General features: G+C 60.9%; 20 protein-coding genes and 1 pseudogene. 12 read left to right on the top strand and 9 right to left on the bottom strand.

The window, feature by feature from the left end; translation table 11 throughout:
* Nucleotides 1–886 precede the first annotated feature (886 nt).
* Nucleotides 887–1,015, top strand: coding sequence for a hypothetical protein (locus tag PspS35_RS30550; RefSeq protein WP_275113824.1), 129 nt, complete (start codon nucleotides 887–889; stop codon nucleotides 1,013–1,015).
* 184 nt (nucleotides 1,016–1,199) lie between these two features.
* On the opposite strand, the pseudogene PspS35_RS19025 reads toward PspS35_RS30550, so the two are convergent.
* The 5 genes and pseudogenes from PspS35_RS19025 to PspS35_RS19005 form a co-directional block, all read right to left on the bottom strand.
* Nucleotides 1,200–1,397, bottom strand: a pseudogene (locus PspS35_RS19025) (site-specific integrase); the annotation flags it as partial.
* A 532-nt stretch (nucleotides 1,398–1,929) separates the two neighbouring features.
* A complete protein-coding gene (locus PspS35_RS19020; RefSeq protein WP_159936328.1) occupies nucleotides 1,930–3,246 on the bottom strand; it encodes a D-glucuronyl C5-epimerase family protein in 1,317 nt (438 codons plus the stop codon).
* Nucleotides 3,247–3,648: 402 nt separating this feature from the next.
* Nucleotides 3,649–3,972: a DUF2388 domain-containing protein gene (locus PspS35_RS19015; RefSeq protein ID WP_159936327.1), complete on the bottom strand. Its 324-nt coding sequence runs from the start codon at nucleotides 3,970–3,972 to the stop codon at nucleotides 3,649–3,651.
* 80 nt (nucleotides 3,973–4,052) lie between these two features.
* On the bottom strand, nucleotides 4,053–4,379 hold the full coding sequence (locus tag PspS35_RS19010; protein WP_159936326.1) for a DUF2388 domain-containing protein: 327 nt from the start codon (nucleotides 4,377–4,379) through the stop codon (nucleotides 4,053–4,055).
* Nucleotides 4,380–4,469: 90 nt separating this feature from the next.
* Nucleotides 4,470–5,360 (bottom strand): lipopolysaccharide biosynthesis protein, encoded by an 891-nt coding sequence (locus tag PspS35_RS19005; RefSeq protein ID WP_238785889.1) that lies wholly within the window; start codon nucleotides 5,358–5,360, stop codon nucleotides 4,470–4,472.
* Nucleotides 5,361–5,679: 319 nt separating this feature from the next.
* Here PspS35_RS19005 and PspS35_RS19000 point away from each other — a divergent pair, with 319 nt between their 5' ends.
* From PspS35_RS19000 to fecE, 5 genes are all read left to right on the top strand, one after another.
* A complete protein-coding gene (locus tag PspS35_RS19000) occupies nucleotides 5,680–8,085 on the top strand; it encodes a TonB-dependent receptor (protein WP_159936325.1) in 2,406 nt (801 codons plus the stop codon).
* A 174-nt stretch (nucleotides 8,086–8,259) separates the two neighbouring features.
* Nucleotides 8,260–9,174 carry a Fe(3+) dicitrate ABC transporter substrate-binding protein FecB gene (locus PspS35_RS18995; RefSeq protein WP_174244878.1) on the top strand — a complete coding sequence of 305 codons (915 nt, stop codon included), beginning with the start codon at nucleotides 8,260–8,262 and terminating at the stop codon, nucleotides 9,172–9,174.
* A gap of 2 nt (nucleotides 9,175–9,176) precedes the next feature.
* Entirely contained in the window at nucleotides 9,177–10,166 is a 990-nt protein-coding gene (gene fecC, locus PspS35_RS18990; protein ID WP_159936323.1) for an iron-dicitrate ABC transporter permease FecC, read from the top strand.
* Nucleotides 10,163–11,131: an iron chelate uptake ABC transporter family permease subunit gene (locus tag PspS35_RS18985; protein ID WP_159936322.1), complete on the top strand. Its 969-nt coding sequence runs from the start codon at nucleotides 10,163–10,165 to the stop codon at nucleotides 11,129–11,131. The genes fecC and PspS35_RS18985 overlap by 4 nt, the downstream gene beginning before the upstream one ends.
* Nucleotides 11,132–11,135: 4 nt before the next feature.
* Complete coding sequence (gene fecE / locus PspS35_RS18980; RefSeq protein ID WP_159936321.1) at nucleotides 11,136–11,927, top strand: Fe(3+) dicitrate ABC transporter ATP-binding protein FecE; 792 nt, start codon at nucleotides 11,136–11,138, stop codon at nucleotides 11,925–11,927.
* A 109-nt stretch (nucleotides 11,928–12,036) separates the two neighbouring features.
* Here the strand turns inward: fecE and PspS35_RS18975 are convergent, their stop codons facing one another.
* Genes PspS35_RS18975 through PspS35_RS18965 form a run of 3 tightly spaced genes read right to left on the bottom strand, consistent with a single transcriptional unit; the run spans nucleotide 12,037 to nucleotide 16,479 of the window.
* Nucleotides 12,037–12,966 carry a sulfonate ABC transporter substrate-binding protein gene (locus tag PspS35_RS18975; RefSeq protein ID WP_159936320.1) on the bottom strand — a complete coding sequence of 310 codons (930 nt, stop codon included), beginning with the start codon at nucleotides 12,964–12,966 and terminating at the stop codon, nucleotides 12,037–12,039.
* Nucleotides 12,963–14,303, bottom strand: coding sequence for an LLM class flavin-dependent oxidoreductase (locus PspS35_RS18970; protein ID WP_159938078.1), 1,341 nt, complete (start codon nucleotides 14,301–14,303; stop codon nucleotides 12,963–12,965). Before PspS35_RS18970 ends, PspS35_RS18975 begins: the two co-directional genes overlap by 4 nt.
* Nucleotides 14,296–16,479 carry a TonB-dependent receptor gene (locus tag PspS35_RS18965; RefSeq protein WP_159936319.1) on the bottom strand — a complete coding sequence of 728 codons (2,184 nt, stop codon included), beginning with the start codon at nucleotides 16,477–16,479 and terminating at the stop codon, nucleotides 14,296–14,298. Before PspS35_RS18965 ends, PspS35_RS18970 begins: the two co-directional genes overlap by 8 nt.
* A gap of 207 nt (nucleotides 16,480–16,686) precedes the next feature.
* Between PspS35_RS18965 and PspS35_RS18960 the strand changes: the two genes are divergently transcribed.
* Both PspS35_RS18960 and PspS35_RS18955 read left to right on the top strand, forming a co-directional pair.
* Complete coding sequence (locus tag PspS35_RS18960; protein WP_159936318.1) at nucleotides 16,687–17,709, top strand: LacI family DNA-binding transcriptional regulator; 1,023 nt, start codon at nucleotides 16,687–16,689, stop codon at nucleotides 17,707–17,709.
* A gap of 29 nt (nucleotides 17,710–17,738) precedes the next feature.
* Nucleotides 17,739–18,353, top strand: coding sequence for a TetR/AcrR family transcriptional regulator (locus tag PspS35_RS18955; RefSeq protein WP_159936317.1), 615 nt, complete (start codon nucleotides 17,739–17,741; stop codon nucleotides 18,351–18,353).
* A gap of 248 nt (nucleotides 18,354–18,601) precedes the next feature.
* Here PspS35_RS18955 and PspS35_RS18950 read toward each other — a convergent pair whose 3' ends face one another.
* The gene (locus PspS35_RS18950) at nucleotides 18,602–21,355 is read right to left on the bottom strand and encodes a glycoside hydrolase family 3 C-terminal domain-containing protein (RefSeq protein WP_159936316.1); all 2,754 of its coding nucleotides are present in this window, start codon (nucleotides 21,353–21,355) and stop codon (nucleotides 18,602–18,604) included.
* A gap of 488 nt (nucleotides 21,356–21,843) precedes the next feature.
* Between PspS35_RS18950 and PspS35_RS18945 the strand changes: the two genes are divergently transcribed.
* The 4 genes from PspS35_RS18945 to gspG all read left to right on the top strand — a co-directional run bounded on the left by PspS35_RS18945 (nucleotide 21,844) and on the right by gspG (nucleotide 25,589).
* Entirely contained in the window at nucleotides 21,844–22,068 is a 225-nt protein-coding gene (locus tag PspS35_RS18945; RefSeq protein WP_159936315.1) for a hypothetical protein, read from the top strand.
* Between the two features lie 154 nt (nucleotides 22,069–22,222).
* A complete protein-coding gene (gene gspE, locus PspS35_RS18940; RefSeq protein ID WP_159936314.1) occupies nucleotides 22,223–23,953 on the top strand; it encodes a type II secretion system ATPase GspE in 1,731 nt (576 codons plus the stop codon).
* Nucleotides 23,950–25,152: a type II secretion system inner membrane protein GspF gene (gene gspF / locus PspS35_RS18935; RefSeq protein ID WP_159936313.1), complete on the top strand. Its 1,203-nt coding sequence runs from the start codon at nucleotides 23,950–23,952 to the stop codon at nucleotides 25,150–25,152. Before gspE ends, gspF begins: the two co-directional genes overlap by 4 nt.
* Nucleotides 25,149–25,589 carry a type II secretion system major pseudopilin GspG gene (gene gspG / locus PspS35_RS18930; RefSeq protein ID WP_174244826.1) on the top strand — a complete coding sequence of 147 codons (441 nt, stop codon included), beginning with the start codon at nucleotides 25,149–25,151 and terminating at the stop codon, nucleotides 25,587–25,589. Before gspF ends, gspG begins: the two co-directional genes overlap by 4 nt.
* Nucleotides 25,590–25,598 lie beyond the last annotated feature (9 nt).

The raw sequence follows: 25,598 nt of genomic DNA, 5'->3' as shown, positions 1-25,598 counted from the left end.
GGCAGTATCCGATAATTGCCCTACGAGAACCATGGGCTGAGGAACGCTATTGATCGGAAAATTTTGCTCGCGCACGAATAGCTACAATCATCAGAAGTAGCTTTCTCAGCATGACGCGCGCAGATCATCCCCCTCCGTTGCTGATAGCTGCGATTAATTGTGGGCAGCTATCAGCCAGAAGCAGTCATTCAATCTCGGGTTGCTAGCGGCTTGACAGCGAAATTTCGCAGTGGACGAGTACATACCTGACTCCATTTTCCCTAACACCACTATTACCCTCTCAAGTACTCTAACTTTCCGTGAACATCAGGTAGGATCTGCTGATCCCTTTGCCGGAGGCCTCGGTCTGGTCTTCTCCAGATCGTGAACGATTTCACATGAATTCAAGGTATCACCGACGACATGGTGGCCATCGCACGTAGCCGAGCAATACGTGGCTATCGTCTCGGGGCGAACTGTCGTTGCTTATAGCGCCTCCTTTGATCGGCGCCTGCCCGCCATCGCTACGGACTAACAACCCCCGGAGCTGACAACCGCCTGCGCAATGCTGCTGTATATGGAGCGGTGAATGGGTGAAAGGGCTGGCAATGGAGCTGGATCAAGCTTATCGAGACCGCTATCGAATGCGGGGTGCTGGAGGTCGGCTCCCACCGCGCACCAAGCAATGCACTAATGACTCTGGACGTGCTGTACTACCTGCAACGTCGCACAAATGGATGTAAATCAACAACTTGGCCTGCTGGTAGATAATCAGTAGATACTGCCAAAGCTAATTCAATTTTTCACATAGCTAAATCAAGCATCTCATGTCTATTGAAAGTATTGGTCAGTATCAATAAGATGATTCTGCAACAACAAATTAATATTAACATCAGGGAGAGATCTTATGGCACTTAAACCAGGCCCAAAGCCAATTGCTAAATCAACCGGCGAAGTTGATAAGCGTCGTCGTGACAATAAAGACACGCAGGGAAATAATCCCGACTTGAAACCTAGCAAGACCTCAAAAAAATAGGTTGTCACTGGCAGAAGCTACTTTAATGGTAGCTTTTGTCATTGAGGCTTTTAGGGAATGAAGGCATAGTCGGTAATTTTTATTTATCTGAGGATCATTACTCACTATATGAGCGCTATAACAACATATCAGATAGCATCATTGCTGCAGCAGAGCTTGAGAGTTCAATTCTCTTGGTTTTTCTCGTGAGGAATTTGCGCGGCCAAGACCCGCAGGCGTACTCTTTGTTCTGCTCGCCCCAGCGATACCGATAGAAAAAGCTGACCGACACGCCGTCCTTACTCAGGGAAATTCGACCGGCGAGATTGCCATCCTCCCGGCGGATTCGGCCGGCATCGTTGGGAGTCAGCGACTCGAGTTCTTTGACGGTGATTTTGGCCATGAAATGGGCTCCCCCTACTTTTACCCCCACAAAAACGTCGGCTCTTAATGGACGTTACTGGACTCTCGTAGAGCAGAACACCGCTGGAGCTCAAGTAAATACTAGCTTATAAAATTCCAGAGTAAAATTTTGGAATCTTTCAAGAAGTATGAAAAAGGAGATGGGGTGCTAGGGGTCGAGTGTTCGAATCACTCCGTCCCGACCATTATTCCTGAGTAAAATCAGACTCTTAAGCCGATCAGATAGATCGGCTTTTTTGTGCCTGCGCAAAACCCGCGCAAAACTACCCGGTGATTTTGTAAGGAGGCGTCGGATTTGGCACCGCCTTGCAGGATGTTTGGCGCAGGGTGTCTGCCTTAGGAACGCGGTATTTCGCGGAATTGTTGGCACCGCAATGGTGTCACTCAGATTCTGGTTTCGACGGCCGAGGAAACTTTGCATTTGGAAAGCCTTTTTTAAGCGCCATTAGGCACGCTTCGGGCCAGGGTCGAGAAGATTTAACGGGATGGGCGGGCGCGGAGCCCGCCCTTTATTACTTGTTGTACCGCTCAAGTGATATTGCAGGGTCTTGATACTCAGGCACATCCTTCCAGTGATCGAAGTAGCCTTCCCACTTCGTGGCGTACTCATTGAATATTTCGTTGCCCGTGTTTTTGTACAACAGCTGCAATTGTTTTACGTGAATAAGGTGATAAACGTTCTGTTTCTTCTCGCCATTTTTTTTCGTGAAGGCAGTTGGGTAAGCAACCAAGTACGCCTTGTTCCATGGAATATCTATGGAGCCTTTGTTTCCTTTTGTTTGAATGGTGCCCACTTCAACCCAGCTCTTGGCTGGCAAAGAGGTTGATGTAGGGTTGTAAATGGATTCGGATATTTCCACCTTCACCACACCATCCTTGACGGTCTCCAGCTTGATCTTGTTGGGTGCTGGAGCTGAAGAGTAGCTAAGTACCGCATTCATCAGCTGCGAGTTTCCACGATCGGTTAGATAGTTCGTCCACATCTTTCCGGTCTTTTCCACATCACCCAAGCCATGCTCGCCATTGCCTGGTATTTCGATTATTGCATTGGTGACTTTCTCGCCGGATAGACGAATCTTGACGATGTTGGTCAGTTGATAGCGGCTGTTATAAAGTTCAGGGACATCAAACAGTGGAAGCATGGCGGCGAGTGCTTTCACGTTCTCTGCGGCCAGTTTTTTGGCTACTTGGTCGTCTTCGGAGTTTGCATAGGCGATCAGGATGTTGAGCGCGGTCAGCCAGCCATTCAGTGTCAGCAACGGAACTTCATGCGGATACTCTTCAATGGTCAGACCATGTGGCACCTTCTCAAGCACACCACCTTCGGCTGTCGGAATTGAAAAGCTTTTGGCGATCCGCTTATTTACATCGACATACTTCTGATCTCCACTTACTGCATGCAGGCTGGACAGGGAGTCAAGCCAGCGCGCCTGGGTGAGCGCGCTATAGAACTTGCCCGGAAGGGAAGAGAGACCGCCTTCTGGGTCGTAGTAGAAGACGAGGGCGCCTTTAAAGTTGGCCATCCTGGCAATTCCTGCATCTGCCACCTTCTTTGCAGCCTCGATGTACCTCGGGTCCTTGGTGGTGCGATAGGACTGGATGTAGTCGTTGATGACATACGGCCCGTAGATAGGGTGCTCGACAACCCCCTTTTCCGTAATTCGTCCAGGGTAGCCATCTGGAAGCCATCCAAGCTTGTAGTAAGCGAATACGTCCGCTCGTTCAGGGTTAAGCGGCATCGGCGCTCCGACCGTGGCTTTGTCGTCAGCTGGGCACCCAGTCAGGGTGGCGACGACGAAGGCGGCTAGTAGAGAACGTATTGCAATCATTGCGAAATTCCTTGAAGTATCCATTCAATTTCAAACACCCGTAGCGCTGGCCCGGTCAGTTTGCGGCGGATTCTACAAGCGAACGTCTGTTGTGTCTGGGGTTGTGGTTTTGGTGTTCGTCGGCAGGACGCCGGGGCAGGGACTTTCTTGGCGAAAGCCTGTAGGGAGTTTTGCGGGGGATCGTGATTCCAGGTCCAACCACGTTAGGCGTCGATTGCAGTGGGCGTCTACGTAAGTTGTTGCTATTGACTCCAGCATTGCTCAGATGGCGGAACGCAGCAATTGCGCACAAACCGCAGGCAAAGAAAAGCCCGCGATGGGGAGGGCGGGCTTAAAGGGTTTCACTAGGAGCTGGGGCAACCATAGGCGCTCGACTGTGAAAAGATCGTGAATAGTCTCAAGTCAGTACGATGCAGCTATGGCCTGGGCCAGTTGCTGGTCATTCATCAGCGGCGGCGTGTATGTGGTGCGATAAAAGCGAATGGCTTGTTCAAATTGGGCGCCGCGAATCTCGCCGTTTGAGCCAATGAACGCAAGGGCGTCAGCCTTCGCGGGTTTGAAATTGTTCGACGCGAGCATGGTCAGCCCAGTCGTTCCCGCAACGGTGTAGGTTGGAGCCATTAGTACAGATAGCATCGAGTTATTATAGGAGTCATCGGACTCCTCAGAGGCATGAGCGTTGATCGACACTATGAGGGCGGCTACCAGGGTCTTCCATGAGTCCATTCTTCGTTGCTTCCATTGCGGCCTGCGTGGGACGCATAGAATATGCTGGGACGAGAGGAGTGAACAGCCTTGAGTCGGCATCAGAACGAGGTCGCTATCGCCTGCGCCAGTTGCATGTCAGACATGTGAGGCGATGTGTAGGTCGAACGATAGTACCGGGACGCTTGCTCAAATTCCGCACCGCGAATATCGCCGCCTGAACCAATGAACGCCAAGGCGTCGGTCTTCGCCGATTTGAAAATCTTTGGTGGCTCGGTCGTGAGCGATGTGATTCCGCCAACGATGATAGTCGGCAAGGAAATGGTGATAAATATCCCAGCAGCGATAGGGTTGACGTTGTCGCCTGACAGGGCTGGTGTGCTAATCGACAACAAGAGTGCGATTGCCAGAGTCTTCCATGAGTCCATTCTTCGTTGCGTCCGTTGTGATCAGAGGGCGCCACCCTATCAGGGAGTGGCGCACCAGGAGCAAGAACCCCCGCCCGCCGCCACTGCCGATCAGCTCGCGGGCAAGGTGGGTGAGGCGTTTGTCTGCTGCTGGAGCATTGCGTCGACCTGTGCAAGCGTCACCCGCGCAATGATACTCGTGGGAATGCGCGACGTGTCGGACAAGTTGTACACCCGGAAGTCATCCCCTATCACTTTTTCGGCCATCAGTTCGAGCGAAGGCAATATGCGCGTGTGATAGTGCTGATCGAGCCCGCAGGGCGACTTGGCGGATTTATCGTTTTCGTAAAACCTCCCGGCGTTTTCGTGCAGGTCAACGCCGACAAGAAACACTTGGGAAAAGCCCATGTGGAATGCCAGCTGTAGCGCCAGATAAGCCACGGTGCGAGCATCGAAAAAACCTTCGCTCATGTCTTTACTGAACCCAATCGGCCTTTTACGAAGAGGCAGCAGAGCGTGATTGGCGACCAATGCGCTGTGCCGCCCCAGCATCCTGTCGAGCCAGGAGGGTCTTGTGGCCTTGGATAGCGGGTAAAGCTCGCCGGTGGCAAGACTCTGCGAGGCGCGTGCGTGGTCCTCCCAAAGCGCGACTCTTTGGCTATTGGCCAGCGCGTAGTGGAACAGATCGGGTTGTTGATCGGAAAAGCTTCGGTCTGTGCAGGCGTAGAAACACGGTTTGACGGTGCTGTTCATAAACATGGAGATAGCGCCGTTCATCGTGATCATGGGCACGTGCGCAAATCGTTCAAGAGGAAATGACTTCGCCGAAGCGCCGGAGGCAATGATGAACACTGCGCCTGCGTGGCTCTTGCGACAGTCAGCAAAATCGTGCAGCACCAGGGGGCGAGGGTGTGAACGCAGGGCGCCCGCTTGCGGTGCGAACAACAATGCATGCTTGTGTTTGCCAGCCTGCTCGGCATGGACGAAGGACATCTGTTTCATCAAGCCCAACCGTTCACTGAAGGAGTGGTGTGTATCACCGGACCTTGAGTGAGCGCTTGAATTCCATCGATCAGATAAACGGTGCTACTTGATTAAGCGCGCCGAGGAGCTCGCCGTGTTCAGCACTTGCTCGTCGACCCACCACGGATGCACGTAGGCCAGCCCGTAGGTTTTCGATTCACCCTCTATATGCGCCACGCACCCTGTACTATCCGGCGACTGTTGAGCACAGCGTTGAAAAATAATGGCTGAAGCCTGTCCCTTTTTTTCTTCTCGCCTGTCATTCCAGGCAAGTGAACAAAATCGAGAGCTTCTTCCAATGCCCGCAGTCCTACCTTTGCGCTTGCGCCCGCTGCTCAAGCTGAGCCTGATGCTGAGCCTCAGCGCCAGCCCGTTGTTCGTCCCTACCAGCTTTGCCGAAGACGCCGCTGCCCGCCGCAGCTATCAGGTGCCAGCCGGCAGCCTGAGCGCGGCGTTGACCCGATTTGCCGGGTTGTCGGGCGTCAACCTGTCGGTGGACCCGGCGCTGGTCAGTGGGCGCAGCAGCAGCGGTTTGTCCGGCGAGTACGGCGTGGAGGAGGGCTTTGCGCGTTTGCTGCAAGGCTCCGGCCTGCAATTGCAACCGATGGGTACGCAGGCCTACATGCTGGTGCCGGCGCCGGAAGGCAGCGCGCTGGAGCTGGCGCCGACCTCCATCCTCGGCACCACCGGCCTGTACGACGGCGACACCTATGCCGGTGGCCAGGTGGCGCGCCGTGGCTCTCAAGGCATGTTGGGCACGCGGGACTTCATGGAAACGCCATTCAGCATGACCACCTACACCGCCGACGCGGTGAAGAACCAACAGGCGCGCACCCTCGGCGACCTGATCAACAGCGACCCGTCGGTACGCGCCACCAACCCGGCCGGTGGGCGTTATGAGCAGTTCACCATTCGCGGCTTCAGCCTGTTCAACAGTGACGTGTCGTACAACGGCCTCTACGGCGTGTTGCCGACCTACACCATCGATATGGAAATGGCCGACCGCGTCGACATCTTCAAAGGCCCGACCCAGTTGATCAACGGCATCTCGCCACGCGGCAGTGTGGGCGGCGGGATCAACGTGGTGCCCAAGCGCGCCACCGACAAGGACATCACCTCGTTTACCGGCAGTTGGGCGTCGGATAGCCAGGCCGGCGGCGCGGTGGACGTGGGCCGGCGTTTTGGCGAGGACAACAAGTTCGGCCTGCGCTTCAACGGCGTGAAGCAATCCGGCGATACCGAATGGGATCACCAGAGTGTCGACCGCGAGATGGCCGTGCTGGGCCTGGATTTCCGCGGCGAGCGCCTGCGCCTGTCCACCGACGTCGGCCGCACCGAGCGTGACACCGATGCACCGCAAGAGCGTGTGCAGGTGGCCGCCGCCGCGCCGGTGCCGAGCGCCAACGATGTGCGCCGCAACTATGCGCAGTCCTGGAGCAAGGCCCGCACCAAGGACACCTTCGGCACGGTCAATGCCGAATACGACCTCGGTGACTCAGTGATGCTCTACGGCGGTGTAGGCGCGCGTAAAAGCAATCACGAGTTCCTGCGCCATGCGGTGTCGGTGAGCAACGCAGCCGGCGCGTTCGTCGTATCGCCGCGGGATTTCACCCGCGATGAAAACGTGCGCACCGCCACGGCCGGCGTGCGCAACTGGTTCCACACCGGGTCGGTGAGCCATGAGGTCAACCTGGCCGCCAGCTACTTCTATATGGACTTCACCAACGGCGGTGCGCGGTATGCAAACGCGTCGAGCAACCTGTACAACCCCGTGCAAACCCCGACGCCGTCTGTGGCCACGCGCCAGGATGCGAAGGTCTACACCGAGAATAAATCCAGCGGCGTGGCCCTGTCCGACACCCTGGGCTTTCTCGATGACCGCCTGCTGCTGACCCTCGGCGCGCGCTGGCAGCGTGTGATCGTGGACGACTGGAGTGATGGCGTCAAAGGCAAGACCAACTACGACGAAGAGAAGGTCTCGCCGTCCGGCGGCCTGCTGTTCAAGGCCACCGATAAGCTGTCGTTGTACGCCAACTACATGGAAGGCCTGAGCCAAGGCAAGATCGCACCGTCGACCTCGCGCAACGAAGACGCGATCTTCCCACCGTTTGTCAGCCGCCAGGTGGAAGTGGGCGCCAAGTACGATGCCGGCGCATTCGCCGTGACGGCGGCGGTGTTTCGCATCAAGCAACCGGCCTACGAGACCAACGCGACCACGCGGTTGTTCGGGCCTAACGGCAAGCGCGAGAACACCGGTGCCGAGTTGAGCGTGTTCGGCGAACCGCTCAAGGGTGTGCGCCTGCTTGGCGGTGTGATGTACATCGACAGCAAGCTCAAGGACACCACCAACGGCGCCTGGGACGGCAACCGTGCGCCGGCCACGCCCAAGTACAACGTCAACCTCGGCGCCGAATGGGACGTGCCGACCCTGGAAGGCCTGACCCTGACCAGTCGTGGCGTCCACTCCAGCTCCCAGTACCTGGACCAGTCCAACGTCAAGGAAATCGACGCCTGGAACCGGGTCGACGTGGGGGCGCGCTATGCCTTCAAGGTGGATGACAAGCACATCACTCTGCGGGCGAATGTGGAGAACGTCGCCGACAAGCGCTACTGGAGTTCGGCGGGCGCATCGGATGACAGCGAGCCGGGCCTGACCTTGTCCACACCGCGCACTTACCTGCTGTCGGCCACGGTCGACTTCTAGACGCCGATAAAGGCAAACAACCACCTGTGGCGAGAGAGCTTGCTCCCTCGCCACAGGTACAGTGTGCGCCCTTGAATGTTTTTTGATCACGCCGCCCTGATATGGAATAGTACCCGCCGTTTTCCCCAGCCTGTCTAGCTGGGGTGTTTTAACGCCGAGGTCCTTGTCATGCGAATCCTGCGCTCCATCCCAATCCTTGCCACCTGCATCCTGGCGTTCTCTTCAAGCGTGCTGAACGCTGCCCCCATCGACCTCAACGACGGCCAACACGCGGTGCACCTGCCCGATGCGCCCCAGCGCGTGGTGGTACTGGAGTTCTCGTTTCTCGACAGCCTCGCCGCCGTTGATGTCACGCCCGTCGGCGCCGCCGATGATGGCGATGCCAACCGTGTGCTGCCCCGTGTGCGCCAGGCCATCGGCCAATGGAAATCGGTGGGCCTGCGCTCGCAGCCGAGCATCGAGGAAATCGCCCGGCTCAAGCCGGACCTGATCGTTGCCGACCTTAATCGTCATCAGGCGCTGTACAGCGACCTGGCAAGCATTGCGCCGACCCTGTTGTTGCCGTCACGCGGCGAGGATTATGAGGGCAGTCTCAAGTCCGCCGAACTGATCGGCAAGGCCCTGGGCAAGAGCCCGCAGATGCAGGCACGCATCGCCCAGAACCGCGAGAACCTGAAGAAGATTGCCCAACAGATTCCCGCCGGTGCCAGCGTGCTGTTCGGTGTCGCCCGCGAAGACAGCTTTTCCGTACACGGGCCGGACTCCTACGCGGGCAGCGTGCTGCAAGCCATCGGCCTGAAAGTGCCGTCGGTACGCGCCAATGCCGCCCCCACCGAATTCGTCAGCCTGGAGCAACTGCTCGCGCTGGACCCCGGTTGGTTGCTGGTGGGCCATTACCGTCGCCCGAGCATCGTCGATGCCTGGAGCAAGCAGCCGCTGTGGCAAGTGCTCGGCGCCGTGCGTAACAAACAGGTAGCCGAAGTGGATGGCGACAGTTGGGCGCGTAACCGCGGCGTGTTGGCCTCGGAGCAGATCGCCGAAGACGCCCTGGCGATTCTCAAGGGCGGCAACGCCGTACTGAGCCAATAAGCATGGGACGCAGCCTCGCGGCGGCGGGCATTGTGCTGCTGGGCACTGTGCTGTTCTGGCTGTCGCTGTACAGTTGGTCGCCGTTCACGATCAGTGCGACGGACGCGTGGAACGGCTTGGTGCACCAGGGCCGTGTGGGCGGCAACATGGCCTATATCGTCGCCCAATTGCGCGTGCCTCGCGCGGTGTGCGCGGCGCTGGTAGGTGCTTGCCTGGGCTTGGCCGGGGCGCTGATGCAAGGCATTACGCGTAACCGCTTGGCGTCGCCGTCATTGTTCGGCGTAACCGCGGGCGCGGCGTTGGGGCTGGCATTGTTTTCGACGGGCTTGGTGGCGCCGCCGTTTGCCGGTGGCGCGTTGCTGATGACCTGCCTGGGCGGCGCGTTGGCCTGGGTCACGGTGTTCAGCCTCGGCGGCGCCTGGTCGTCGACCACGGCCCAGGGTCGCCTGGTGTTGGCCGGGGTGGCGGTCGCGGCGTTGTGCGCGGCCTTGACCCGGCTCACGGTGATCCTGGTGGAAGCCCAGGCGCAAAGTGTATTGAACTGGCTGGCCGGCTCCCTCGCCAATGTGGGGGCCGCCCAGGTGCAACTGCTGTGGCCGTGCACCTTGATCGGCGCCCTGTGGGCGCTGTGGTGCGCGCCACGCCTGAACCTGATCAACCTCGGCGAAGACGCCGCCCGCTCGTTGGGCGTGGGCATTGCCAGCCTGCGCTTGCAGGTGTTTGTCGCCAGCCTGTTGCTGGTGGGCGCCAGTGTCTGCGCGGTGGGGCCGATTGGTTTTGTCGGGTTGATTGCGCCGAATATCCTGCGTCAGTTTCTCGGTAACGACTACCGCTGGTTGATCCCGCTGAGCGCGGCATTGGGCGCGCTGATCGTGCTCGGTGCGGACCTGCTCAGCCGCGCCGTGGCCTTCCCGGTGGAAACCCCGGCGGGCGTGGTCACGGCATTGATCGGCGCACCGTTCTTTCTGTTTCTTGCCAGGCGTGCCCTATGATCCGCCCCCGTATTCGCCTGTGGCTGCTGCTCGGCTTGTTGCTGCTGGCGGCCTTCGTCAGCCTCAGCGCTGGCACGTTGTGGCTCAAACCCGCGACCGTCCTGGATCGCCTGTTGGCCCACGATGCCCTCGACTTCGAAGTGTGGAACCACCGCCTGCCACGCAGCCTGATCGCGATTCTCGCCGGTGCCGCCTTCGGCCTGGCCGGGGCGATTGTGCAGGGGGTGATCCGCAACCCGCTGGCCTCGCCGGAAATCCTCGGCGTGACCCAAGGCGCCGGGCTGGCGCTGACCGTGGCGATCATCAGTTGGCCGCACCTGCCGATTGCCTGGCTGCCGCTGGTGGCCTGCCTGGGCGGTGCCGGCGGCGCCTTGCTGCTGGCGTTGTACAACACCGGTGTGAGTTTTTCCGGGGTGCGTTTTGCGCTGTCCGGGGTGGCGATTGCGGTGACCCTGTCCAGCGTCACCGAGTTTCTGATCCTGTCCCACCCGCTGGATATCAACACCGCGCTGCTCGCCCTCACCGGCAGTTTGTGGAGCCGCAACTGGCACCATGTGGCGCTGGTGCTGCCGTTCCTGCTGCTGATTGCGCTGGGGCTGTGCCTGGCCAAACCGCTGAACCTGATCGCCCTCGGCGATGAAGCGGCCCACAGCCTCGGCACCGCCCTGAGCCGCACACGCTGGCTGGCGATGGCCTGCGCGGTGCTGCTCACCAGCCTGGGCGTGGGCGTGATCGGGCCGATTGGGTTCATCGGCCTGGTGGCGCCGCATATGGCGCGACGGCTGGTGGGCGGGCATCACCAGTACCTGCTGCCGGCGGCGATGCTGATCGGCGCGCTGTTGCTGGTGCTGGCCGATACCCTCGGGCGCACGTTGATCGCGCCCAGCGAAATCCCCGCCGGGGTACTCACAGCGGTGATTGGCGCGCCGTATTTTCTTTGGTTGCTGGCACGGTTCAAGGGTTGATGACATGAGTATTCTCCAAGCCAACCAGCTCGATATCGGCTACGGCGGCACGCCCATCGTGCAGGGCCTTTCGTTTGCGCCACCGGCGGGCAAAGTCACCGCGCTGATCGGCCCGAACGGCTGCGGCAAGTCCACCTTGCTCAAGGCTTTTGCGCGTATTCTCAAGCCTACGCAGGGTGAGCTGACGCTTGACGGTCAGGCGTACAGCGCCTTGTCCGCCCGCCAATTGGCCCGGCACATTGCGTTCCTGCCCCAAGTATTGCCGGTGCCCGAAGGCGTCAGCGTGCGTCAGTTGGTCGCCTATGGCCGCAGCCCGCACAACTCGCTATGGGGGCGCCTGAGCGGCAACGATCAATCCCACGTGACCCAGGCCATGCAGCGCCTGGAACTGGACAACCTGGCCGACCGCGCCCTGGCGGATTTGTCCGGCGGCCAGCGCCAACGCGCGTGGCTGGCGATGGTGCTGGCGCAGAACGCGCCGGTGGTGTTGCTGGATGAACCGACGACCTACCTGGACATCAGCCATCAGGTCGAACTCATGGACCTGATGTGCGAACTGGCCGCCGAAGGCAAGACCGTGATCACCGTACTCCACGACATCAACCAGGCTTGCCGGTATGCCGAGCATTTGGCGGTGATGCATGGCGGCAGGCTGGTGGCCGATGGCGCGCCGGGGGAAGTGATCAGTGCGCAGTTGATGCGGGAGGTGTTTGAGGTGCAGGTGCAGATCATCAATGAGCCGGTTTCCGGTACGCCGATGTGCGTCGTGGAAAAAAGCACCCGCACTCACGCCTGACGCGGTAAAAATTTGGGAGGGGGCTTGCTCCCGATTGCAGTGCAACAGTCAAAACATCAAGTGACTGACACACCGCCATCGGGAGCAAGCCCCCTCTCACATTTGGATTTCAGTGGACTTCGGATTTCCACACGGCCTGCTTCACCTCAATCGCCTTGGGCAGCAACCGGTTCTGGAAAAACAAATCCGCCGTCGCCTGCTGCGCCTGAATGATGCCCTCATCAATCGGCAAAATCGGCGAAGGCGGGCGATTATCCATATAGCGCGCAACCACCTCGGCGGGCAGGCCCATGAAGTTGGTCAGCACCTTGAGGCTGTCTTCGCGCTGGCTGCGGGTCAGTGCTTCGGCGTTGGTCAGTTCAGCCAGCAGATCATGCACAAACCCAGGATTGTCCCGCGCATATTCGCGCCGTGCAGTGTACACCGGCCCCGACAACCCCAGCCCTTCACCATTGGCCAGCACATGGCTCGGGCTTTGGCTCAAGGCGAGGGACGAGTAGGGCTCCCAGATCGCCCAGGCATCCACGCTGCCTTGTTCGAACGCAGCGCGTGCATCGGCGGGTGGCAGGTACACCGGCTGGATGTCCTTGTAGCTCAGGCCGGCGTTGTTGAGTGCGCGCAGGATCAGGTTGTGGGAGCTGGAGCCCTTCTGGAAGGCGACCTTCTTGCCTTTCAAATCCGCCACCGAGTGCAGTGGGCTGGCATTGCGCACCAGGATGGTTTCGGCGCTGGGCTTGGGCGGCTCGGCGCCGATGTACACCAGGTCGGCGCCAGCGGCCTGGGCGAACAGCGGTGGGATATCGCCGGTTGAACCCACATCCAGTGCGCCGACGTTCAGCGCTTCAAGCATCTGCGGGCCGGCGGGGAACTCGATCCACTTCACGTCCGTCTGCGCGAAGCGTTTTTCCAGCAGGCCATGTTCCTTGGCGAGCACCAACGCGATAGAGCCTTTCTGATAGCCGATGCGCAGCGTGTCGGGCTCGGCCGCCCATGCGGTTTGCGTCACCAGTAGGGCCAGCAACAGGGCAGGAATCTTCATGCTTGAGCCTCCTTGAAGCGATGTTCCGGGCGAGCCAGACCGAGGTTTTCGCGCAAGGTCGTGCCGCTGTATTCGGTGCGAAACAGTCCCCGCTGTTGCAACTCAGGCACCACCCATTGGGCAAAGTCCTCCAGCCCGCCCGGCAGGTGCGGCACCAGGATGTTGAAGCCATCCGCCGCGCCGTTTTCGAACCAGTTTTGCAGCTCATCGGCAATCTGCTTGGGTGTGCCGATCAGGCTGTAATGCCCGCGCCCACCGGCAATGCGCCGGCCCAACTGCGCCAGGTTCAGCTGTTCGCGGTGGGCCAAGTCACTCAGCAATTGCTGGCGGCTGCGTTGCCCGCTGTCGGTCAATGGCAGCTGCGGCAGCGGCCCGTCCAGCGGGTAGCCGGACAGGTCGAAATTACCCAGCATGCGCCCCAGCAAGGCGACGCCGACTTCGGGCTCTACAAGGTCTTGGAACGCCGCGAATTTTGCCTGGGCCTCGGCCTCGGTGTGCCCGACCACCACAAACACACCGGGCATGATTTTCAGCGAGTCCGGCTCACGTCCATAGTGACCCAGGCGCCCCTTGAGGTCGGCATAAAACGCCTGGGCATTGGCCAGCGACGTCTGCGCGGTAAACACCACTTCGGCGGTTTGCGCCGCCAAGTCGCGGCCAGCTTCCGAAGAACCCGCCTGCACGATCACCGGCTGGCCCTGGGGCGAGCGCGCCACGTTCAGCGGGCCTTTGACCCGGAAGTGTTCACCCACATGGTCGAGCACATGCCGCTTCGCCGGGTCGTAATAGGTGCCGCTGGCTTTGTCACGCACAAAGGCGTCGTCTTCCCAGCTGTCCCACAGGCCCGTCACCACTTGATGAAACTCGCGGGCGCGGCTGTAGCGTTCGGCATGGCCCAGATGTTCAGCGCGGCCGAAATTCTGCGCCTCGGCGGCGGCGTCCGAGGTCACCAGGTTCCATCCCGCACGCCCACCGGACAGGTGGTCCAGCGAGGCGAACTTGCGCGCCACATGGTAGGGCTCGTTGTAGGTGGTCGTGGCTGTGGCGATCAGGCCGATATGCTCGGTCACCGCACTCAACGCCGAGAGCAGGGTCAGCGGCTCGAAATGGTCCGAACGCGCCGTGTGGCTGGCGATCTCACCCGTGGCCGCCGCAATGCTGTCGGCCACGAACAGCGCATCGAACCTGGCCGCTTCGGCCACCCGCGCCAGGTGTTTGTACTGGGCAAAATCCAGCCCGGCATCGGCCGGTACGTCCGGGTGGCGCCATGCGGCCACATGGTGCCCGGTGGCCATCAGAAAGGCGCCGAGTTTGAGTTGACGGCTCATGTCAGAAATCCTTGCGCATTTGCACGCCGAAGTAACGTTCATCGTCACGGGGCACGGCGCGGTAGATGTAGTTGCCGCCGCTGGCCAGCAGCGGCGAGTAGGACTTGTCGGCGAGGTTCTTCGCCAGCAGCGCCACGCGCCAGCCGTTGCTGTAGTCGGCCAGCGCCACGCTGGCGTTCCAGATGCCGTAGGCGCCTTGTTTGGTGTCGAGGTTCTGGCTGATGTCGTACTGCACTTCGCTTTGCCAGCTGTAGTCGGTGCCCAGTTCGATATCCAGGCCGTTGTCCAGTGCGATGGTGTAGTCGGCGCGTACGTAGCTTTTCCAGTCCGGGCTGAACGGCAGCGGCTTGCCATTCACGTTGCACGTGGCCGCCGCACCCGCTGGGCAGGCGAATTCGTCGATGCGCGCTCGGGTGTAGGCCAGGGCGCCGGAGAGCTTGAGTTGCTGGGTGGCCTGCAACGCGTAATCGAGCTCGACGCCTTCGGTGCTGACGCTGCCGGCGTTGATCAAACGGGTCACGACCTGGCCGGCGACCGTGTCGAAAAAGTTGGCCTGGTAGTTGTCGTAGTCGCTGTGGAACACGGCCAGGTTGGTGGTCAGGCGGTTGTTCCAGGCGGTGGCCTTGATCCCGGCTTCCCAGGTGTTGGAGGTCTCCGGCTTGAGCGCGTCGGTGTCGCGCGGCTGCATGTTGAAGAACACGTTGTAGGCCGGGCCTTTGTAGCCACGGGAGTAGGTCAGGTAGCTGGTGACGTTATCGCTGATGTCGTACTGCACGCCGAGGCGGCCGGACCAGCCGTCTTCGTCCACCGAACCCGAGCTGGACGTGGCCGGCTGAATCCCGCTGACGGTGGTGGCCGACGTGGAGACGCGGCGGTGATCGTATTTCAGATCGTCGTGGGTGTAGCGCAGGCCGGCGATGCCGCGAAAGCGCGAGGTGAAGTTCAGCGTGGTCTCGCCGAACACCGCGTAGCTGTCGCTGGTGGTGCTGTAGTCGGCGATGCCACGCTCGGTGCGCGTGGTGGTAGTGAGCGTGCGCTGGTAGGTTTCTTGGTCCTTGCCGTGCATGTAGAACAGGCCGCCCACGTATTCGAGGAATTCACCCTTGGGCGAGGCCAGGCGCAGTTCCTGGGAGTATTGGTCGAAGGCCAGCTCGCCTTTGTCGGCGGTGCCGGGGAATGCCGCAGTCACCGTGCCGAGGCGGTCGCCGTCCTGGTACTGGGTGTTGTCCCAGCCGCGCCAGGCGGTGATCGAGGTGAGGGTGTAGTCGCCGAGGTTCCAATCCAGCTGGGCCGACAGACCTTTGTTGGTGTCTTCCACATGGCTGCGGGTGTCGGTGTTGATGTCGCGGTTGTCCCTGGACGCGCGCACCGGGTTCAAGGCGTTGCTGAAGGCCGGGGTCAACGACTTGCTGACGACACCATTCGGCGCGTCGTCGTGGGACTGCATGTAGTCGGCGATCAGGGTCAGCGTCACGTCGTCATTGGGGGTGAACTCCAATTTGCCGCGAATGCCCTTGTGGTTGTAGCCGTTGACCTCCTGGCCGTTGTGCTGGTTGTCGACGTTGCCGTCGTAGCTGCCGAACAGTGTGCTGAGCGAGCCCTTGAGCAGGTCGGGTACCAGGCTGGCGCCGATGCCGAAGCGGGTGCGGCTTTCATTGCCGCTGTAGTAGGACTGGTCGATGTAGCCGTGGGGCTCGGCGGTGGGCGCCTTGCTGGTGATATTCAGCACCCCGGCCGAGGCGTTCTTGCCGAACAGCGTGCCTTGGGGGCCGCGCAGCACTTCGATGCGTTCCAGGTCGAGCAGGTCGAGGGTGGCCTGGCCAGGGCGCGCATAGACCACGCCGTCGATCACCGTGGCCACGGTCGGCTCCACGCCGGGGGACGTGGAAATGGTGCCGACGCCACGTACAAACAATGACGTGTCCTTGTTCGATGCGCCCGTGCGAAAGTTCAGCGACGGCACCTGCTGCGCGATGCTCGCCACGCCGTTGCGGTTGTCGCGTTCCAGTTGCTCGCCGTCCAGTACTGAGACCGCCACCGGGACTTTCTGCAGGGATTCTTCGCGGCGGGTGGCGGTGACGGTCACCGCTTTGAGGGTGGCTTGCGGCTCGTCGGCGGCAATGGCACCGGCCACGGGAAGCGCGGTCAGACCGGCAAGAAACAATAAGTGAGAGTGTTTGTGCATGCTGTGCCCGCTCGAAAAAATGCCCTGGTCCACTGCGGTTCTGCGACCGTCAGCGCCTGTGAAACTGTCGTGGGCATTCGCTTGAGCGAGTAGCAGACAGCGCGCTTTGTTAGCGCTAACATCGGCATTATTGTTAGCTCTGCTTTAGAGCGTCAAATACTTAAAAATTAGTCCTATATTCTTTTTGGTTGTTAACAGGATCATCCCGTGAGCGAAGAAAAACCGCGCAAACGCCGTGGCGCCGGGCGCGTCACCCTGAACGCCGTGGCGCGCCAGGCCGGGGTGTCGGCGATCACCGTGTCGCGTTACTTCAACCAGCCGGAGCAGGTGTCGCCTGAACGCCGTGAACGCATTGCCCAGGTGGTCGCCGCGCTGGGGTATGTGCCCAATCTGGTGGCTGGCGGGTTGGCGTCGGCACGCGGGCGGATTGTGGCGATGGTGATCCCGAACATCTCCGGGCCGATCTTTGCCAACACCATCCAGGGCTTCAGCGACACCCTCAGTCGCTATGGCTACCAGTTGTTGTTGGCGTCGAGTTACTTCAGCGCCGAACAGGAAGAAAGCGCGGTGCGGGCTTTTCTCGGCTGGTCGCCGGCGGCACTGGTACTGACCAGCCGCTTCCACAGCGCGGCCACTGAAAAGATGATTGCCGACGCGGACATTCCGGTGGTGGAAACCTGGGACTACGTGCCCGAACGCGCACCGGTGCAGATCGGCTTTTCCCACTACGCCGTGGGTGTCACGGCCGCGCGTTACCTGCATGACAAGGGCCATCGACGCATGGCCTTCGTGCAGAACAGCGTGGCGGGCGACTTCAGCGCACAGGAGCGTGGCGAAGGCTTTGCCGCGACCCTGATCGAGCTGGGTGTGCAGCCCCAGGTGTTCGTCCCGCACGCTGGTCGCGCGCCGTTCGATGCGGGCAAGCAAGCGATGCAAGCACTGATGACTCGCGCCACACCGCCGGACGCGATTTTCTTCGCCAATGACAACCTGGCCGCCGGCGGCCTGCTGGCTGGGCAGCGTTGCGGGTTAAAGTGCGCGGTGCTGGGGTTCGGTGACTATCCGTTTGCCGAGATGCTGTTGCCGAGCCTGAGCACGATCAAGCCGCCGGCCCTGGAGATCGGCGTACTGGCGGCGACCCGTGTGCTGCAAAGCCTGGGCGTGTTGCCGGATGCCGTACAGCGTTTGAACCTGTTGGACTGCCACTTGATCGAACGGGAAAGCGCCTGAGCGTTTTCACTACTCACCAGGACCTGCCCATGACCGAACCCGCCCCCAAGACCCGCCGTGCGCCCAAGGGTGAAAAACGCCGCGAAGAGCTGCTGGACGCCGCCTTGCAAGTGTTTTCCCTGGAAGGCTACAGCGGCGCCTCGATGGCCCAAGTGGCGGGCATCGTGGGGATTTCCGTGGCGGGGTTGCTGCATCATTTTCCCAGCAAGATCTCGCTGTTGATGGGCGTGTTGCAGCGGCGTGATGAGGTCAACCAGCGCATTGCCGATGAAGTGCGTGCGCAGAAATCCCTCAATGGCTTGCTCGGCAGCCTGCGGGCGATCAACCGCTCGAATGCCACCGCGCCTGGCGTGGTGCGCGCGTTTACCATCCTGAATGCCGAAAGCCTGCTGGACACCCAACCGGCCTGGGCGTGGTTCCAGGCGCGCTACGCAGCGATTCACCAACGCATGCAAGGGCAGTTTGCCGACCTGGTGGCGGCGGGGGAGGTGCGCGGTGATGTGGACATCGCCGGGCTGGTGGAGGAGATCCTGGCCATGATGGATGGCTTGCAGATCCAGTGGTTGCGGTTTCCGGAGCAGGTGGACTTGGTGGCGCGCTTCGATACCTACATTGCACGGGTCGATGCAGCGATCCGAACCTGAGGCCAAAGTGGGAGAGGACTTGCCCCCGATGAGCATGGGTATCTACACATCTTCCAGTGGATGATGAATCTATGGCAAATAGGCTGTTGTGGTGAGCGGGCTTGCCCGCTCACCACAGAGTTGTGTATGAGCCTTTGAGAGTTTTGTAGAGACCCATGCCCCGATGAGGGAGTGTCAGCCAAGAATATTCCGACTGACCCCCGCCATCGGGAGCAAGGCCCCCCACAAAAAGCACCTTCTTTTACCCGTCAGTTACCGGCAGCGCTGCCCTGGGTGGTGTCATCGCTCATGTCATAGCCATCACCGTCGCTGGTGCCGCCATCCCCTTCATTCTGATGCAACACACCACCGGTCTTCACCTGTGGCAATTCACGCAGCGTCGAATTAAGCGCTGAACGCGGCAACGGGTTGCTGGTGGTGGTCGACAGTTCCTGGCGGAACGGGTTGACCAGCTTGGCGTTCAGGCGGATGTCCTGGGACGACGCGCCCACCGACAAGTTGAAGCTGTCGGCGTCCACCACCCATTGCTTGCTCTTGACGTCGTAGTAGGCCAGCGAGCGGTCGTTAAGCTCGATGGTCACGCGCTTGCTCTCGCCCGGTTTCAAGAACACCTTCTTGTAGCCCTTGAGTTCCTTGAGCGCACGCTCGACTTTCGGATTGTTCTGGCCCACGTACAGTTCGGCGACTTCGGCGCCCGCGACCTTGCCGGTGTTGGCCAGGTCGAACGACACCTTGATCGGCGCCCCGGCCACTGCCACCCCTGGCGTTACGCTGATGTTGCTGTAGCCGAAGGTGGTGTACGACAAACCATAACCGAACGGGTAGAGCGGCTTGATGCCTTTCTTCTCGTAGCCGCGATAGCCCAGGAACAGGTCGTCCTTGTAGCTCACCTCGGCCAGGGTTTCCTGGTTGTCGAACGTGGGGAAGGTCGCGTAGATCGGGTTGTCTTCGATGTTGCGCTCGATGCTGATCGGCAACTTGGCCGACGGGTTGACCTTGCCCAGCAGGATCTCCGCCAACGCCTGGCCGCCGTTCTGCCCAGGGTAGAACGCATGCAGCGCGGCCGGTACCTGGTCGATCCAGTCGCTCATCTTCAACCCGGTGCCGCCGTGCAGGGTGACCACGGTATTCGGGTTGACCTTGGCGATGCTCTGGATCAGTTGGCCCTGGAACTCCGGCAGGTCGAAGCTGTGGTCGAAGCCTTCACCTTCGTACTCGTTGCTGTTGCCCGCCGCTACCAGCACGGCGTCGTACTTGGCCAGGTCCTGTGGCGCCACCAGCGAGGCCCAGCTCATCTGCACGCCCACCAAACCGCCCATGGTCGAGAGGTAGCCGTTGCGGCGCGAGTATTCCAGCTTGATGTCGACGGCTTTGCCGGCTTCCAGATTGACCTTGGCAAACACTGGGATGGTCGGCGGAATGCTGTTGTTGGGCAGCGGCTTGCCGTCGCCGTTATCCAACACCTTCTTGCCGTTGACGTAGAGGCGCACGGCACCGTCGGCGCGCACCTTGAACACCTGCTCGCCGCTGACCGTCGGGGTGATCTGGCCGCTGTAGCGGATCGAGGTGGCCGCCGTATCGCCGTTCACCGGCAGGCTGTCGGTGGACCAGTCCAGGTCGACATGGCGGTCGGTGCGGCTGGCCGCCGGGTCGCCGGACCAGTTGGGGTTGCTGAAGAACTCGGTCTTCACGCCTTTGACGCTGTTGCCGTCGCTGTCGGCGTGGGTCCAGTTGGACGCCGCAGGGTCCAGGGACAGGCCGTCGATAAACTCGACCTTGGCACCCGGCGCCAATTGCTGCAGGCCGCTCAACTCGCTGATGTAGTTGGCCGCCATCACATTCGCGCTGCCGAACCCGGTAGGCGGTGCGTACTTGGCCAGGTTGCCGACCACCGCGAGGGTCTTGACCTTTTTGGCATCCAGAGGCAGCAGGCTGTTCTGGTTTTTCAGCAGCACTATGCCTTCGCGCGCGGCGTTCAGGGCCACGCGGTTGCTGGTGGCGCTGTTCATGTTGTGGCTGGTCAACGGCGCTTTGCTGTCGAACTTGTACAGGTAGATCTGCTTGAGGATGCGCCGCACCTTGTCATCAATGGTCGCGCTGCTCAGCTCGCCGCTGTCCAGGAACGGCTTGAGCACCGTGCTGTTCATCTGGTAGCCCATCATGTCCAGGTCGGTGCCGGCCTGTGCCGCCGGCAAGCCGTCGACCACCGCGTTGTAGTCGCTCTGGACGAAGCCTGGGTAGCCCCATTCGGTCTTCAGGATGTCGCGCATCAGGTGTTTGTTCTGGCAGGCAAACTCGCCGTTCACCTTCTGGAACGCGCACATCATCATCGCCACCTTGCTGTTCTTCGAGGCGGACTCGAAGGGCGGCAGGGTCATCTCGCGCAGCACCCGTTCGCTGATGATTTCGTCGAGGTGGAAGCGGTTGCTCTCCTGGTCGTTGGCCGCGTAGTGCTTGGCGTTGGCCCACACGCCACGGGACTGGATGCCGTTGATCACCGCCGGCCCCAGGCTGGCGCCGAGGAACGGGTCTTCACCGGACAAATACTCGAACGCACGGCCGCTGTAGGGCATGCGGTACAGGTTCACGCCGGGGCCGGTGACGAACTGATAACCGCCGCTGGCGGTGTCGTAGCCCAGGGCACGGCCCAGGTCGATGGCGCGGCGCGGGTTCCAGCTGGCGGCCAGGTTCGGGCCGGAGGGGTAGACCACGCCCTGGGCGTTGCCTTCACTGGTGTAGCGCACACCGACGCCGCCGTCGGCACCGTGAATCTGCGGGATGCCGTATTGGCTTAGCGGCTTGACGTCCCAGCCACCGGTGCCGCCGATGTAGGCGAGTTTTTCTTCCATGGTCATCTTCGCCAGGGTTGCATCGGCTGCCTTTTCGGCACGGTTCACCCGGCCTTCGTCCAAGGCCGGGCTGGTGGCCGCGTGCACCTGGGACACGGCCAGCGCCAGCAGGGCAAACGCCGACTGCGCACCGATCATCTTGCGTTTATTCATGGGGTTTCTCCGACAACTGTTTAGTAAAAATAGGGTGACGCTCGTCACTTTTTCGTGGGCAATAGTTCGCCTTGATCGCAATGTTTAACCAATGGCTAATTGCAATTACTTGGCGGGTTTTGCAGGTTCTGTAAGTTTAATAATTGTATTAGTTATTGTTATGGGTGATGTCTTGGCGATATCACGAGATGGCATTTTGAACCGCGAAATCGCGATAATTAAGGCAATTCTTGCGGTTATAAGTCAAACAAAAGCTAATTTTTGCGTGAAATAAGAAATATTTCATTACGATTTTGAACTTAGGCTAAACCTACCAGTCGATTGGTTTAAGAAAAATAATGGCGGCATGGCGAACTAGTGGCGTTGCTCGGTAGTTCTAAAAGGCCATGTTTTATACACGCTGTCATACACAACGCTTTGGTGTAGGGTCTTGAACGCATTCAAGGCGCCACTTGAGCGGTCCGCGGTTTTTTATCTGGAGAATATTTATGAAGAAGTCCCTGTTGGGTGCTGGTTTTGTGCTGGGCGTTGCATTGAGCGGCGCGGCCGTTGCGGCTGAAGCCACCGACGCGGATGCCAAGTCCGGCACCGCCGATTCCACCGTGCTGACCCAGACCCACGATGCCAAGGCCGCCAAGAAGCAGAAGGCTGAAACCACCAAGGGTGGCCGGCCGTTGAATGGCAGCCAGGGCGCGCCGAAGACCTCGAACTAAGGTGAAAACGCGGTCCCCTGTGGGAGGGGGCTTGCCCCCGATAGCGGTGTATCAGCAAGCACATGTGGCAACTGGTCCACTGCTATCGGGGCAAGCCCCCTCCCACATGGGTTTCCCAGAGTCCTTTAGAACCTCGCCCCTCAGATAGCTGCTCATGCCAAGCCCCTCAACACCTATCAACGCCTGCCAACTGCGCATCCCGCACACCGAACAGGTCTGCGCCTGGCTGATGCACAACGCCGGCTTGAAAACCGTTGACCTGGACCGCGCCCGGCGCCTGTCCCAGGAGTCTGACGACACCGAATTGCTCGGCTTGCTCACCCGTCTGGGGCTGGTCTCTGAAGTGGAACTGGCCCGTGCCTGGGCCGATCTGCTCGGCGCGCCGCTATTGCTGGCGGACGCTGCGCCACCGTTGCTGGACCCGTTGCCGGCCTTGACCGAGCGCTTTATGCGCCATTACCAAGTGGTGCCCGTGGGCTGGAGCCAAGGTGGCCTGCGCGTGCTGGCAGCCAACCCGGCGTTGGTCTATCCGTTCCAGGCAATGGCCTATGCCTGCGGCGTGCCGGTGTGGCTGGCGGTGGGCCCGCGCAACGAAGTCGACACCCTGATCGAGCGTTATTACGGCCAGGGCCGCTCGGCGATGGGCACCCTGATCGAAAACCTCGACGAGCAGGGCGGCGCGCTGGAAGACATCGAACACCTCAAGGACATGGCCTCCGAAGCGCCGGTGATTCGCCTGGTCAACCTGATCCTGCAGCGCGCGGTGGAACATCGCGCCTCGGACATCCATATCGAACCTTTCGAAAACCAGCTCAAGGTGCGCTACCGCATCGACGGCGTGCTGCACGAGGCCGAGGCGCCGCCGTCCAGTTCGTCGGCGGCGGTGATTTCGCGGGTGAAGATCATGGCGCGCCTGGACATCGCCGAACGCCGCCTGCCCCAGGACGGGCGGATCATGCTGCGCATCCAGGGCAAGGAACTGGACTTGCGTGTGTCCACCGTGCCCACCAGTTTTGGCGAATCGGTGGTGATGCGTCTGCTCGACCGCCAGACCGTGCAGTTCGATTTCCAGAGCCTGGGCTTCGACGGCCAGCGCCTGGAAACCTTCCTTGAAGTGCTTGAGCGCCCCCACGGCATCCTGCTGGTCACCGGCCCGACTGGCTCGGGCAAGACCACCACCTTGTATACCGCGCTGTCACGGCTCAACACCGCCGAGCGCAAGATCATCACCGTCGAAGACCCGGTGGAGTACCAGCTCGAAGGCATCAACCAGATCCAGGTCAAACCGGCCATCGGCCTGGACTTTGCCGGCGCGCTGCGTTCCATCGTGCGCCAGGACCCGGACGTGATCATGATCGGTGAAATCCGCGACCTGGAAACCTGCCGCATCGCCATCCAGTCCTCCCTCACTGGCCACTTGGTGCTGTCCACACTGCACACCAACAGTGCGGCAGCGAGTATCACGCGCCTGCTGGACATGGGCGTGGAAAGTTACCTGATCGCCTCGACCGTCAACGGCATCCTCGCCCAGCGCCTGGTGCGCCGCCTCGACCCGGCCACTCGCGAAGCGTTTGAAGCACCGGCCGAATTGATCGCCGAACACGGCCTGGACCGCTTTACCGAGCAGCGTCCGATCCTGCTCTATCGCCCCGGCGCCGACGCGCCGGGCGGCGGCTACCACGGCCGCAGTGCAATCACCGAATTGCTGGTGATGAACGATGAACTGCGCAGCCTGCTGATGCGCCAGGCCGACGCTGCCACCCTCGAACAGGCCGCCCGTCGCAGCGGTTTGCGTACCTTGCATGAAGAAGGCCTGCGCCAGGCCGTGGCCGGGGTCACGTCCCTGGAAGAAGTGCTGCGCGTCACCCGAGGGGAGGGCACGTGAGCCTGTTCAAATACCGCGCCCTCGACAGCCAGGGCACGCCGCAGAACGGCACCCTGGACGCCAAGGATCAGGACGCTGCCGTCGCCGCGCTGCACAAGCGCGGTTTGTTGTTATTGCACATCGATGTTGCGGGTGCCCAAGGGCTGCGCAAGGCGTTTGGGCGCGGCCAGTTGAACGGTGCGGCACTGGTCAGTTTTACCCAGCAACTGGCCACGCTGTTGGGCGCCGGCCAACCGTTGGAACGCTCACTGGGTATCCTGCTCAAGCAGCCTGGCCAGCCCCAGACCCGTGCGTTGATCGAGCGCATCCGTGAACAGGTCAAAGCTGGCCAGCCCCTGTCCAAAGCCTTGGAAGAGGAGGGCAGCCAGTTCTCGCCGCTGTACCTGAGCATGGTCCGCGCTGGCGAGGCGGGCGGCGCCCTGGAAAACACCTTGCGCCAGCTCAGTGACTACCTGGAACGCAGCCAGCTGTTACGCGGTGAAGTGATCAATGCGTTGATCTACCCGGCGTTTCTGGTGGTCGGCGTGCTCGGTTCCCTGGCGCTGTTGCTGGCGTACGTGGTGCCGCAGTTCGTGCCGATCTTCAAGGACTTGGGCGTGCCAATCCCGCTCATCACTGAAGTGATCTTGGACCTCGGCCAATTCCTCGGCGCTTATGGCCTGGCGGTATTGGCTGGCTTGATCGTGACGATCTGGACCCTGGCCGCGCGCCTGCGTGATCCCCGGCGTCGCGAAGCATACGACCGCCGCGTGCTGGGCATTCGCCTCATCGGCCCATTGCTGCAACGGGTCGAAGCCGCCCGCCTGGCGCGCACCTTGGGCACCTTGCTGAGCAATGGCGTGGCCTTGCTGCAAGCCCTGGTGATCGCCCGGCAAGTCTGCACCAACCGTGCCCTGCAAGCGCAAGTCGCCCAGGCCGCCGAATCGGTCAAGGGCGGCGGCACCCTGGCCAGCGCCTTTGGCAACCAGCCACTGCTGCCGGACCTGGCCCTGCAAATGATTGAAGTCGGCGAACAGGCCGGCGAACTCGACAGCATGCTGCTCAAGGTCGCCGACGTGTTCGACGTCGAAGCCAAACGCGGCATCGACCGCTTGCTCGCCGCACTGGTGCCGTCCCTGACCGTGGTCATGGCGGTGCTGGTGGCAGTGATCATGCTGGCGATCATGCTGCCGCTGATGAGCCTGACCAGCAATATATGAACCCCCGAGGACTCACCCCCATGCGCTCAAAACCTGCACGCCGCCAAAGCGGTTTCACCCTGTTGGAAATGCTCGCCGTGATCGTGCTGCTGGGCATCGTCGCGACCATTGTGGTGCGCCAGGTCGGCGGCAATGTCGACAAGGGCAAATACGGCGCGGGCAAGGCGCAACTGGCCAGCCTGTCGATGAAAATCGAAAGCTACGGCCTGGATGTCGGCTCACCGCCCAAGACCTTGCAGCAACTGGTCGACAAGCCAGGCAACAGCGTCGGTTGGGCCGGGCCGTACGCCAAACCGTCGGACCTCAAGGACCCGTTCGGCCATGCCTTCGGTTATCGCTTCCCTGGCGAGCACGGTGCGTTCGATCTGATCTTCTATGGCCAGGACGGTCAACCCGGCGGCGAAGGCTACAGCGCCGACCTGGGCAACTGGGAATAACCCACGACC

The organism is Pseudomonas sp. S35 (genome assembly GCF_009866765.1).
Lineage (GTDB): Bacteria > Pseudomonadota > Gammaproteobacteria > Pseudomonadales > Pseudomonadaceae > Aquipseudomonas.
This window is presented reverse-complemented; position numbering and strand designations above follow the sequence as displayed.

Coding starts and splice junctions, on each gene's coding strand:
- PspS35_RS18965 (WP_159936319.1), bottom strand. CDS start 16,479: ATGCACAAACACTCTCACTTATTGTTTCTTGCCGGTCTGACCGCGCTT.
- PspS35_RS30550 (WP_275113824.1), top strand. CDS start 887: ATGGCACTTAAACCAGGCCCAAAGCCAATTGCTAAATCAACCGGCGAA.
- PspS35_RS19015 (WP_159936327.1), bottom strand. CDS start 3,972: ATGGACTCATGGAAGACCCTGGTAGCCGCCCTCATAGTGTCGATCAAC.
- fecE (WP_159936321.1), top strand. CDS start 11,136: ATGAGTATTCTCCAAGCCAACCAGCTCGATATCGGCTACGGCGGCACG.
- PspS35_RS18975 (WP_159936320.1), bottom strand. CDS start 12,966: ATGAAGATTCCTGCCCTGTTGCTGGCCCTACTGGTGACGCAAACCGCA.
- PspS35_RS19000 (WP_159936325.1), top strand. CDS start 5,680: ATGCCCGCAGTCCTACCTTTGCGCTTGCGCCCGCTGCTCAAGCTGAGC.
- PspS35_RS18945 (WP_159936315.1), top strand. CDS start 21,844: ATGAAGAAGTCCCTGTTGGGTGCTGGTTTTGTGCTGGGCGTTGCATTG.
- PspS35_RS19005 (WP_238785889.1), bottom strand. CDS start 5,360: ATGAAACAGATGTCCTTCGTCCATGCCGAGCAGGCTGGCAAACACAAG.
- PspS35_RS18955 (WP_159936317.1), top strand. CDS start 17,739: ATGACCGAACCCGCCCCCAAGACCCGCCGTGCGCCCAAGGGTGAAAAA.
- gspE (WP_159936314.1), top strand. CDS start 22,223: ATGCCAAGCCCCTCAACACCTATCAACGCCTGCCAACTGCGCATCCCG.
- PspS35_RS19020 (WP_159936328.1), bottom strand. CDS start 3,246: ATGATTGCAATACGTTCTCTACTAGCCGCCTTCGTCGTCGCCACCCTG.
- PspS35_RS18950 (WP_159936316.1), bottom strand. CDS start 21,355: ATGAATAAACGCAAGATGATCGGTGCGCAGTCGGCGTTTGCCCTGCTG.
- fecC (WP_159936323.1), top strand. CDS start 9,177: ATGGGACGCAGCCTCGCGGCGGCGGGCATTGTGCTGCTGGGCACTGTG.
- PspS35_RS18985 (WP_159936322.1), top strand. CDS start 10,163: ATGATCCGCCCCCGTATTCGCCTGTGGCTGCTGCTCGGCTTGTTGCTG.
- PspS35_RS19010 (WP_159936326.1), bottom strand. CDS start 4,379: ATGGACTCATGGAAGACTCTGGCAATCGCACTCTTGTTGTCGATTAGC.
- gspG (WP_174244826.1), top strand. CDS start 25,149: ATGAACCCCCGAGGACTCACCCCCATGCGCTCAAAACCTGCACGCCGC.